This window comes from Pseudomonas sp. OV226 (genome assembly GCF_003148705.1).
GTDB lineage: Bacteria > Pseudomonadota > Gammaproteobacteria > Pseudomonadales > Pseudomonadaceae > Aquipseudomonas.
Window position 1 is genome coordinate 31,224 of sequence record NZ_QGGS01000034.1, and the last position, 11,512, is coordinate 42,735.

General features: G+C 53.0%; 8 protein-coding genes and 1 pseudogene. 5 read left to right on the forward strand and 4 right to left on the reverse strand.

All coding sequences use genetic code 11. The features are described from left to right. Position 1: 1 nt before the first annotated feature. The 4 genes and pseudogenes from C7534_RS30700 to C7534_RS30715 all read right to left on the reverse strand — a co-directional run. Positions 2 to 1,276, reverse strand: coding sequence for a nucleotidyltransferase domain-containing protein (locus C7534_RS30700; RefSeq protein WP_109788083.1), 1,275 nt, complete (start codon positions 1,274 to 1,276; stop codon positions 2 to 4). Positions 1,277 to 1,299: 23 nt separating this feature from the next. Beyond that, positions 1,300 to 2,889 (reverse strand): SAVED domain-containing protein, encoded by a 1,590-nt coding sequence (locus tag C7534_RS30705; RefSeq protein WP_109788084.1) that lies wholly within the window; start codon positions 2,887 to 2,889, stop codon positions 1,300 to 1,302. Positions 2,890 to 3,755: 866 nt separating this feature from the next. Next, on the reverse strand, positions 3,756 to 4,319 hold the full coding sequence (locus tag C7534_RS30710; RefSeq protein WP_109788085.1) for a DUF4123 domain-containing protein: 564 nt from the start codon (positions 4,317 to 4,319) through the stop codon (positions 3,756 to 3,758). Between the two features lie 396 nt (positions 4,320 to 4,715). Then, a pseudogene (locus C7534_RS30715) lies at positions 4,716 to 4,868 on the reverse strand (DDE-type integrase/transposase/recombinase); the annotation flags it as partial. A gap of 336 nt (positions 4,869 to 5,204) precedes the next feature. Here C7534_RS30715 and C7534_RS30725 point away from each other — a divergent pair. The 5 genes from C7534_RS30725 to C7534_RS32555 all read left to right on the forward strand — a co-directional run. Beyond that, the gene (locus C7534_RS30725; RefSeq protein WP_109788087.1) at positions 5,205 to 5,495 is read left to right on the forward strand and encodes a hypothetical protein; all 291 of its coding nucleotides are present in this window, start codon (positions 5,205 to 5,207) and stop codon (positions 5,493 to 5,495) included. Positions 5,496 to 6,041: 546 nt separating this feature from the next. Beyond that, positions 6,042 to 6,428: a hypothetical protein gene (locus C7534_RS30730; protein ID WP_109788088.1), complete on the forward strand. Its 387-nt coding sequence runs from the start codon at positions 6,042 to 6,044 to the stop codon at positions 6,426 to 6,428. A 1,310-nt stretch (positions 6,429 to 7,738) separates the two neighbouring features. Beyond that, complete coding sequence (locus C7534_RS30740) at positions 7,739 to 8,569, forward strand: hypothetical protein (RefSeq protein ID WP_109788089.1); 831 nt, start codon at positions 7,739 to 7,741, stop codon at positions 8,567 to 8,569. A 51-nt stretch (positions 8,570 to 8,620) separates the two neighbouring features. After that, complete coding sequence (locus C7534_RS33435) at positions 8,621 to 8,809, forward strand: ESPR domain-containing protein (RefSeq protein WP_109788090.1); 189 nt, start codon at positions 8,621 to 8,623, stop codon at positions 8,807 to 8,809. Between the two features lie 97 nt (positions 8,810 to 8,906). Further along, positions 8,907 to 11,512: beta strand repeat-containing protein (locus C7534_RS32555; RefSeq protein ID WP_442963238.1), on the forward strand; the 2,606-nt coding region annotated here is incomplete at its 3' end.

Genomic DNA, 11,512 nt, shown 5'->3' on the forward strand with positions numbered 1-11,512 from the left:
ATCAGGCCAGCCCGCTGCTCGCCGGCGTAGCTCTAGGCGCAGGCGGTTGGAAGGTCGTCAGGCCGCTGCTACCGCCAGCAGGCGCTGGAATTCCGAACACCTCACGCACACGCTTGGAAATCGCCTGAGGATCTGTGAGGGCCAGAATGGTTTTCAGATCAGCCGAAAGTGTCTCGCACCAAGTCATGAATGATCTGTAGCGCTCCCCCTGATCGTCGTTCCATTTCTCGGCGAAGTTTTCGCCCTCAACGGTCGGGTTATCAACGCGATGCTTGCCATCGAGTGTAAAAACCAGGTGCGGCAGGAATGCCCCGAGTTCAGCCAGCAGCTCTACGGGATGCTCAAACGAGCGATTGAGGTCAGCCAGTCCCTCGTAGCAAGTAGTCAGCAGGGTGACAATAATGATGGAGATGGGCTTGGTCCCTGCATCAATGATACCTCGCCTCACACACATATCTCGATGACGCTTGAACAAGCGGATGGCCACCCGCAACGTGTCGGTAATTTCCACCGCCTGATCTGGGACCGGCGCAACACTGGCAAGTGCCCGATCAGCTGCAAACGCTTCCTTCACCACGTTGAGAATGAGAGGACGTTTGGCGGTATCGTCCACCCATTGGCTGATCCCCGCTGGGTTGGAGGTTTTCCATCTCTTGGTAGGGGTGTCCACCACCGCCAATGCCGTATGCTCATATCGCGAGGCGCGATAGCGGGGCGCCATAGCGTACAAGGTTTGCGCGGGTACAGTTTTCAGGGGGACGGATGGGGTGAATTCGAGGTAAAACGGCTGTCGGGGAAAAGGGATACACCAGCAACGCCGTTTGGCTTCAGCCTCTAGCTCGACCAGCGCTTGCCCTATGGACTCAAAGAACGCCATGGGGTCGGTGGCTTCCACGCGTGAAATGTCTACTTGGCACACGGCGTCAATGTCGAACTTCTCACCACCATTGGGCGAGCGAATCAAGGTCCTGGTGCTGGCTGAACCTTGAGGCAGAATGGATATCGTTTCCGGCGGCCAGAATAGATTCGCCGCCAGCTGCATAGCCACTTCCTGATATGCCTCTTTCGCAGCCTCGACTTCATCATCCCTTACCGTGATGTGTACGTTCGCCTCATTCAGCGCCTGCGCCCAGTGCCGGTATTCAAGTCGTTGGGTTTTAGCGTCTGCAGCAAAATTTTCCCGTATGTCCGTAAATGACCCTAGCGCTTTTGTCAGTCGAGCGGGGCGTCCCTGCTCGGCATGGATCACTAGATTTGCGCTTTTAGTATGACTCATGGAATCAGGCTCTTTCAGGCGGGTTAGCGAAGGGGGATGCTGATGGAATGTTGCCCATCAGTGGCGGATACGTGGTGACCCGTAATCGATAGTGCTGGCACAAATTTGTAATCACGCGCCGCACGGTCGTAGACGATGTACTCTGGGTGGTGGCCCGCCTGGAGCATCTGACCAAAACGGAAAACCGTGCTGGCAGGACTGATTGCGATCAGGTGCACTTTTTGAACCCTCATCACGTCTTGAGCGTGCACAATCGCTTGTCTGGCGGTTTGCGCGAATTGGTCTAGGTCTTCTGGTCGGCCAATGCAGTTAAAGCCGGTTTGGGAGGTGGTTACGCGGATCCGGGGTATGTAGCCTAGATCCACGGCAGTTTTCAACTGCGCAGGCAATGCGTCCTCGTCGAGGTGCGCTGACAGCTCAAGCGTAATCAATACTTCCTGCACTTGCTGCTGCGGCAGAACGTCAACACTAAACGTGCCTGGTGGATGGGCGTCGGTTTGTGAGTTCCAACTCCAGGTTTTACGATCCTTGTCGTATTGAAAGACTTGAATGGCCTGCGCTTCACCCATCACACGCCCCGCCAGTACCAATGTCGGGATGTGGTGTAGAGGAAAAATGGCCAAGCTTTCGGTGCTCAAGCCGCTGCTTGAGTTGAATCCATCGACCAGTTGGCGAATGTGGTTTTCGTGCTCCCTGAGATATTGGTACCAAAACTCAGGAAGGTGGCGGTCGTCACGCTGAGACTTTCGACGCACGTAATGAATTACCCCGGGCGCCATCGCTCGTCTGGTCGCCACAATGGCTTCGATCAGCTCGGAATCGTGAAAATAAGTTGGCACGTTTGCCAGATTGGCGTGTAGCGTCACCGCCTTCGTGCGTGGGAATGCCAAGGAATCAAGGTAGTTGCGTACGATGTCCCGGTGGGACTGTCGCATCTCGTTCAGGATCTCGGCGGTGTAGTAGTGAGGTGCGAAGGAGTCGATCAGGCGATGGTGCTCATCACACATCAACATAATGTTGTCCGGGTTGTTTGCCAGCCGGTGAGAGTCTTGTTGATTTCCCCGTGGCCCTTCGGGGTCCGATGCAACGATGTGGGCCAAATAGCCTACGCGGGCGGCTTTCGTCCAAAGCGAAATCTCTGACAGATCGTCACCGCAGCCTTCGAACATGCACCGCGCACCCGCATCCGCCCAGACCTTCTGTGCCGTTCTTTCGGTAATCTCGGGGCCTCTACCGTTGGTTTTGCCTAATGCGCCAGCACGCGTGGCGATCAGCGTATCTACAATTGTTTTGGCCAATACCGGCAAATAGGTCCAACCTGCTGCGGCCACCTGCGTGTTAATCAGTGTCTGAAACGACGACTCCAGACTGAAAAGCAGCCGTTTGCTGGCTAACTTTTTGAGCAGTGGCTTGGCTTCGAACTCCGGGTCAGCAGGGTAAAGCGTAAGGCCGGGGTCATCGAGATCAACCAGCTTGCACAGATATCCGGCGTACACATAAGCAACACGATGTTTTTGCGTTAGGCAATCATCGAGCCAGTTGGACAAAGCCTGTCCGCCAAGATTGTCCAGCGGGGGAGGGCCAGCTACCGGAGTAGAGGGTGTAGTGGGCATATTCGCTCTTTCCTTGACCGTGAGTCATGGGGTGCTGCGTTAATGTGCGGGTAGATAATGCAATTGCAATGGCAAATTGCCATTTTATTTGCAGCGAGTCTTTGGACGCACGGTTAAGGGGTTAACGCACGGTAAATTACTTGACCCCAAACACGTCGTGGCAAGCAAAACCAAGGCACCCTAAATAGCAGCTCTTTATCTGCGTATGCTCAACGTAAAGGTTGTGGGATTGAGAAGATCGCCCGTTTACGCCAATCTCATGACTTGGCGCGCCAGTCGCATATTCCTGAGACGGCCCCAACAACTTCCGCTCTCATGCGACGATTGCTCTAGCTGCCGATGTTTTTCGTTGTCCTACCCGCGAATGCTGTTCTTTGATCTTGGTAAGTGGTCCGGATGCATCATTTAAGATCTAGGAGTTTGGCTAGCCCGGAAACGGAAACTGGAAACGGTGAAAGGGCGAAAGGGCGAAAGGGCAGAAGATAGAGCTGTTTTTGTACTGACAACTAGCCCGCCAGGCTTGCGTCGTAAATGCATCGCGCCTGTTCTGTAGGCTCCGATCGCTGGTTTAGACTGAGCAGTGAGTAGCATTTGCCACTGCCCATGTCGACGCGGAAAAGAATGCCGGCCGATGGTTTGTCCAAGCTCACTTACAAACGCATCACGCGCTCCATACGCCAATGCAGTGAATGATTCATGGCGGGCGGTTCGTACCGAACCATCAGCCGTTAGTTGCTCTAGCACAGCTTTCAGATGAGCAAGATCAGCAACCAGCAGCATGTGTTCAAAATCGAAGCCGTCCTCGTGCAGTCGAGGCATAAATGAAACCGGCGCTTCCAAATAACGCCTCACCCAGTGTCGTCGAATTATCCCCCCGCGCAAGTGGCCTCCAGGACGGACTGTTTCAACCACTCGGGGTCGAGCGGTAGCGAGCACAGACCGGGGTGTAAATTGTCTATTAGAGTCCATTGCTCGGCCTGCCAATAACACACGCTGAGCATCGGCCCGAGGAAACACAAATGCTGCTGGACGCGCAGACAGGCTAGAACACGACCCAGTACGCGGCTGTCATGGAACCGATAGAGCGTCGGATGAGGCGGCTCCCCGCTGACCAGTCGCTCGCGCCAGTGTGTGGTCAGTGCATCAAGATCACCGTCATTGGCACTGGCCAGCCATCCCCAATGATGCTCCGGTGTTCGGAGAAGCTTCTGTATTAGTGGTTGCGTAATCGACTCTAGCTGAAACAGGTGTGGCCCGATGTGCGCCATAGCATCCGCAGGTGTACCGCTGTAGAGATTGCGGTATAGGTCAGCGCCCAGCTCTCCAGTGAGCGCATTTCTGACGTCAAGCTGGCCATCAGAATCCAACATCAGGTAGATGCGTCGCCCCAATCGAGTTTGTTCCTCTAGCCATTGCGTCGGGGTGTTCATGCATTTTCTCCCATGCTACACATACTTTCGCGACAGGTCTGATGTCGCGCGGGTGTCCGCCAATTAAAAGCACTTAAAAGGCCTCTCTGATAGCTTGCTCAGCTTGAGAGTGACAACGTAAACACTTTTGTTTTAAGAAAATCGCCTGCTTGCGCCAACCTTGTGACCGTATGCGTCAGACTCTTTTGTGTTTGAACCCCCCACCGAGACGCCGAAGTTACAGCGGCAGGCGTACGGCTTGTTTTCTAGTACACGAGAGATCACGATGCGTGAAAATTACGCTTCTGTCGCAGTAAGCGAACAGAGGCCTAAAAACCCGAGGAGCCCCTCTTTCATTGGCCAGGGAATAGAATTGTTCTGCGGCAGACATATTTCCCCGCAGCCCAGCAGGTGGCCTTTGATAATCATGTGCATGAACTCGATGCCCGCCAACAGGATGTTGGCACAACGAAAACTTTTGAAACCGAGCAAAAGCCGACTGACTCGTTTAACCGCTCGATGATCCTGTTCAACGATGTTGTTTAGGTATTTGACCTGGCGTATGACAATGGTGCGGGTAGCAACCATCTGCTTAACACCAGCACCATTACCGGTGATGTGGTCGTTGGTGGCGCTAATAACCAACTGACGCTTGCGAGCGGTACGGTGACAGGCAACATTGGTTTGACGGGGGCAACCGGCACGAACACGGTGCTGCTGCAGAGTGGCGCGACCCTCAATACGTTGGCCGGATCCGTTGGCAACGACACCGTGACGATCAAAGGCCAGGGCAACACGTTCAACACGCTTGATGGCGGCACCAGCGGTAACGACATGCAGGTCTTTGATGGTGCTCTCAATACTCTTGATGGCACACAAACGGCGCCGAACTTCGACTAGGTCAACTTGAGCAACGGTTCGACGCTAATACTGCAAACCGTCCTCGGCGGCAAGCCCGTAGATACGGGTGGCGCGGGTCTTGATATCTACGGCACCTCCACGTTGGCATTGCAAGCCAGTCCGGTCGCAGCTTGTACCTTCGCCAATCACCTGGCCGGCAGCGGCTTGCTGACGGTGGATAATGGCGGCAACATTAAGTTCAATGCCCTGGTACCTGATCAAGCGGGGGCGACCAGCACCATTACGGCAAGCACGTTTTCTGCGAGTGGTACCGGTGTGGCTGGCATTAGGGTGTAGCCGGTATTTGTACGAGCGCACCTAATACACCAAATACCGTCAAATTGCTCCAACAAGACGACGCCAACATCGGGGTGAAATTGCTCCGCGCGTCGACCGTCAGTGGCAGCCCTAGTGCGTTGGTTCTGCAGGTTCAACTCGGGAACGCCATCACGGCCGCGCGACAGTTCGACAGTTCGACATCGCTCAGGGCGGCACGACGGTGGCGAAAGGCACCTACGATTTCCGTTTGACCACTGCAGCCCATGACGGTGCGACTGAAGACTGTCTGTACGTAAACTATGGCCTGATGCAACTGGACGTGCAGCAGTAAAAAACACTGACCTTGGCAGAGACCGCGGGCGCTATCGGTGGTACTTCCGATATGTCGGCACGGATTGTCGGTGGCGGCAACCCCAATATCGACGCAGCAAGCGGGTTTGTATCGCTGCCCAACATAACCAACAATTACCGCGGTGATACCTCGGTTTCCGAGGGCATGCTGCGTACGGATGTTGATCATGCCCTGGTAATACCCAAACGTTGCATCTCGCCACCGGAACTACGTTGGCATTGAACGGTACGAGCCAGACAATTCAGCAGTTCGACGGTAAATCAGGCTCAAGTCTGAAGGTTGACGGCAGCACGTTAACCATTGCTCACGGCGATACCTCCTTGGGGCATTGCAGGGTGATGGTTAGTAGAATCTTACGGGGGGCCAATGTGGCGCTCAAGGCTGGCACGTCCATTTCCGCTGGCGGCACTGTGCTTTTGGACAATGCGGGTGGACTGGGTACTGATAACGTCACCGACAATGGCACGCTGGTGCTGGATGTCGCCCAAGACGCTGTATTCACCAATGCGTTGTCGGGCGCGGGCGATCTGCTCAAAAAAGGCGCTGGATCGTTAGCGGTTGAACGCTCGCTGAGTCATACCGGAGAAACTGATGTGTAGGCTGGGGTGTTGGTAGTCGGTACTACGACCAATCCAGCTGTGACCTTGGGCGGGCAGGGTGCGGGCACGTTGACCGTAGAGTCCCCGGGTACTTTGCAGGGGGCGCAAAAGACTACTCGGCGGATAAAGTGGAGAGGGGGGGGGAGATTCGCCTTTTAAAGATCAAACGACGAAAAGGGAGCGTGGCAAACATCTGAGTTTAAGGGGCTAACCCAGTTTGGATTTTTGCTGCGGGCAATCGAAGAAAACCGGTGTTTGAACAGGCACCGTTTTTTTTTAAGCTTCTGGTTCTGGGGCTGGGATTCCAATGTCCCGCAACTCCGGCGAACACGCCTTGCTAATCAGCGGAACCCTTCAAGGACAGCGAGCAAGTCTTGCGGTAAAAGTCCGTATGTACGGGCACATTCGTTACCTATACGCCGTTTCTAGATGAGTGTTTGCCAAACAAGGGCCTCCATGTGTGTCCGACGAAGTCACCTATAGTCCGGTTGCTCTATGAGGTGGATGAGAAAGGCGACCAGTTCCCCGCTGACGACCAACGGACGGCAGCGCTTATGAGTCTGATTCAGCCGTTCAGGCTCAATGATCATGATCCGTATGCCTATTTGAAGGAAGGGTGTGCTGACGCGACTGCCACCGAATCGGGCGAACGAGATAGTTGAGTTGTTGCCCCTTAGCTGGATGCCGTTACGCAATCTGTAATCACCGAGCACTTATGTTTGACCATTAGGCACGTCCTTCTGGCAAGCGTTCTCGCGAAAATGCATATCAGCCTTAATTGGGCTTGACTGATTGGCGCAATGGGTCAAATAGTTGGCGCAATGGGGTGATATTTAAAGCCTTAGCAGCCTTATCCTTGGAGGCCACATATGGTGGGTTTTGTTTTTTTACGACTAAATACTTTAATGTGATTAATTATTCAGTTTTATACTTCTGAAGGTTTGAGACTTGAATAGTATTAATTATTGATTTCAATTGCGAGTTATCTGCGACTTGATTTTTGTATTGGGTGGCGCTCGGCCAATTGCTTTACATGGTTTGCTACAGATCTGCAGGGGGGGGGGGCGTCTTAAAACTTTGTTCTTAAATCATATCGAATTTTAGACTGTTAAAATTTTTTATTTACGCTGCAAAGTTTAGCGGCAGGTGTCGCCTTGCTGTGTGGGTATTTGTGTTTGGTTTCTTTGTATCTATCCGTAAATAACTACCGCTGAGTTAAGCGTGCATGGCGGCCGCTCGATTTTTTAAGTGTTTTTTTGCTTGGATGATGAGAGGCACCAATTTGTAGTTTTTTTTAAAAGAGGTTGCTGATGAAAATTCTATATCGAGACTCTAATGGGTCCACGTTTGCGGGAGGAGAAATGGCCGAGCCGCAAAGACTATGCGTTAGTTTTGGGCTGCTCGTGAAATATTGGGTGACAACAATCAAGTTATTTTTGAGGGCTTCTGTAGTTGTCGTGCCTTTTGGTTTCGGAATGTTTAATGCTTGTGCTTCGACCACTCTTTCGGCAAGTGAGCTAGTACCATCTTCCCCTGGTCAAGTTACGTACTCTCCAAGTGATGAAAGTGCTGCGATTTTAAAGTTGGCTGTTTTAAATGATGCGACCGACCATCATGAAAAAGCTCGAGTGCTGTATGACTTATTAAGGAGTGATGAGTTTAATCAAAATGCTTCTGTTTCATCAGCGGTCAATTTGGCGGTACTTGGTCGTTACGACGAGGCTAAAACTGCATTTACTACAATAGTGAGCAAGGGGGACGTGAGGGCAGCGACTTATGCGCAGTTTTGGCAGTTGTGGCTCACCGCAAAAACATTCAAAGGCTCGGTAACTGCTCTGCAAAAAGAGCTTGAAGAAAAGGTGTCTCATCTTAAACCTCAAACTGCTTATCAGCAAAAATTAGTTGATGTGTACGCCGGCATAGGGAGTGTCGACTCGGTGTTTGCTGAGATTGCCAAATTAACATTCGATGAGCGCTCCAGGCGCGATGCTCGCGTTGAAATGGCATTTTTTGCTGGAGGCTATTTAGAGTTTGTACACAAAGACTTGATCGGCGCCAAACAACTGTATGTGCGTGAGCTTCCTTGGTCAAGTGAGTCTATTGAGAGACCACTTCTGGAGCAAGCCATCAACGCACTCTGAAGCAAAAAATCCAAGGCGTTATTAATAAATTTTATTGACTGGTAGGGACGTATGAATAGAACATTTCGTTTGGTATGGAATAAAAGTTTGGCCTTATGGGTTGTCGCTTCCGAACTAGCTAGCGCCAAAGGAAAAAAAGGTTGCGTTCGTTCGGCGGGTGTGCTGGGGGGGGGGGGGCGCGCTTGCGCTACTGATGTTTGCGGGAAATGCCAACGCGTGGATTGCAGAAACTGGTGCTAGCAACCCTGTATTAGATGGTGGCATTAGCTCAAACACGTCTGTGAATGGTGGTATCGCTTTTGATCCAGCGGCTACGACTCCCAATGGGAATACTGCTGTGGGTACAGGTACTGTTGCAACGGGTGGCAATAGTGTTGCCTTGGGCTCCGGAGCGAAGGCTACAGGCACACGTACAATTGCAATCGGGTTGAACGCTTCGGCAACAGCAGATGCTGCTATCGCTATCGGTGACAACACACAAGCGTTGGGTAACGGTAGCGTTGCTCTTGGTCGCAATTCATATATCGACGTCGCTGGCATCGATAGTCTTGCAATTGGTACGCGCACTGTCGCGACGAAAGACAATATCGTTGTTATCGGTAACCAAGCGCAATCCAATAGTGCGCGCACGATCCTCATTTCTCCAAACTATGGAATCGCAGGTAATCTTCCAGAAGTGCTAATTGACGATCAGTCGGCTGGGACTGTCGTGGTCGGTGCGAAATCATATGCATTGGTGTCGCCTAATTCGGTGGTTCTGGGTAACCAAAACCGTTCAGTCAATGCCCCTAACAGCGTCGCAGTAGGTGACGGGAATAATCTTACGGGTGATCAGTCAGTGGTTATGGGGCGCTCTACATCTGTCACCGGCGACATTTCTATGGCTCTGGGCTCCAACACAAGCGTAATTGCGGACCATGCCATCAGTATCGGTTCAAACCAAGTCATTACTGCTAATAACTCCGCAACTATTGGTCAAGCAAGTGTTAATAGCGGTGTCGGAAGCTACGCGCTGGGTAATAATAATACGATAGGCGCTAATAATGCTTTTGTTGTTGGCAGCAATATTAACGTCGCTCCCGGGTTGGACAGCTCTATCGTATTAGGCAACAACTCCACGGTTGCCGCAGCCGTAGGTACGACTGGAACCAGTATTTATGGTGGGTATCACGCATTCGCAGGCGCAACGCCCTTAGCGGCAATGAGTGTTGGTGCCGCTGGCGCAGAGCGGGCAATTACTAATGTCGCTGCTGGCCGGATCAGTGGCGTAAGTACCGATGCCGTCAATGGTTCACAGCTTTCCGCGACCAACTCATCACTTACTGCTCTAGCTAATGATTCTCTGCTGTGGGATCCGACTGCCAACGGTGGTAACGGTGCGTTCAGCGCTAGCCATGGTGGTGCCGGTCCAAACAAAATTACCAATGTAGCCCCTGGCGATGTCAGTGCAGGCAGTACTGATGCCATCAACGGCAGTCAGCTGTTCGGGCTCGCAGGAGATACCAGCAATGTGTACACCGATGCCAATGGTGTCGGGATCCGTTATGCACGTACCAATGAAACCGGTTTGCCACCGCTGGATGCTTTTGCGCATGGCAAAGGTAGCACCGCCGTAGGGTACAACGCCGTGTCTGACGGTGTGAGTAGTTTGGCACTGGGTAATAATGCTAGTGCGACGGCCGATAACAGTGTCGCACTGGGTGGTGGTTCGAAAGCGGATGGTACGACTTTGGGGCAGCAGGGTTACCTGGTCGGCGGCACCGCAAGTTCCGAGGTGAACATCGGTGATCGTCGTATCACGGGCGTGGTCGCCGGTGCGACGGATACCGATGCGGTCAACGTCGCGCAATTGAAAGCGGCAAGCACTGCCTCGGTGGCTGATGCGGTGATGTATGACAACAGCACGCACAATAACATTACCTTGGGCGGTTCGACTTACGACAACACCACTCACACCGGCGGCACGACCATTACCAATGTGGCCAACGGTGTGGCCGATAGTGACGCGGTGAATATGTCACAGTTGAATCAAACCAACTCGCAGGTGACGAACAACACCACCAATATCCAAGCGTTGGCCAACGACGCACTGCTATGGGATCCGACTGCCAACGGTGGTAACGGTGCGTTCAGCGCCAGCCATGGTGGTGCCGGTCCAAACAAAATTACCAATGTAGCCCCTGGCGATGTCAGTGCAGGCAGTACTGATGCCATCAACGGCAGTCAGCTGTTCGGGCTCGCAGGAGATACCAGCAATGTGTACACCGATGCCAATGGTGTCGGGATCCGTTATGCACGTACCAATGAAACCGGTTTGCCACCGCTGGATGCTTTTGCGCATGGCAAAGGTAGCACCGCCGTAGGGTACAACGCCGTGTCTGACGGTGTGAGTAGTTTGGCACTGGGTAATAATGCTAGTGCGACGGCCGATAACAGTGTCGCACTGGGTGGTGGTTCGAAAGCGGATGGTACGACTTTGGGGCAGCAGGGTTACCTGGTCGGCGGCACCGCAAGTTCCGAGGTGAACATCGGTGATCGTCGTATCACGGGCGTGGTCGCCGGTGCGACGGATACCGATGCGGTCAACGTCGCGCAATTGAAAGCGGCAAGCACTGCCTCGGTGGCTGATGCGGTGATGTATGACAACAGCACGCACAATAACATTACCTTGGGCGGTTCGACTTACGACAACACCACTCACACCGGCGGCACGACCATTACCAATGTGGCCAACGGTGTGGCCGATAGTGACGCGGTGAATATGTCACAGTTGAATCAAACCAACTCGCAGGTGACGAACAACACCACCAATATCCAAGCGTTGGCCAACGACGCACTGCTGTGGGATCCGACTGCCAACGGTGGTAACGGTGCGTTCAGCGCCAGCCATGGTGGTGCCGGTCCAAACAAAATTACCAATGTAGCCCCTGGCGATGTCAGTGC

Excerpts from the sequence above, each read along its gene's own strand:
- C7534_RS30740 (WP_109788089.1), top strand. The coding sequence starts at position 7,739 with ATGAAAATTCTATATCGAGACTCTAATGGGTCCACGTTTGCGGGAGGA.
- C7534_RS30710 (WP_109788085.1), bottom strand. The coding sequence starts at position 4,319 with ATGAACACCCCGACGCAATGGCTAGAGGAACAAACTCGATTGGGGCGA.
- C7534_RS33435 (WP_109788090.1), top strand. The coding sequence starts at position 8,621 with ATGAATAGAACATTTCGTTTGGTATGGAATAAAAGTTTGGCCTTATGG.
- C7534_RS30700 (WP_109788083.1), bottom strand. The coding sequence starts at position 1,276 with ATGAGTCATACTAAAAGCGCAAATCTAGTGATCCATGCCGAGCAGGGA.
- C7534_RS30705 (WP_109788084.1), bottom strand. The coding sequence starts at position 2,889 with ATGCCCACTACACCCTCTACTCCGGTAGCTGGCCCTCCCCCGCTGGAC.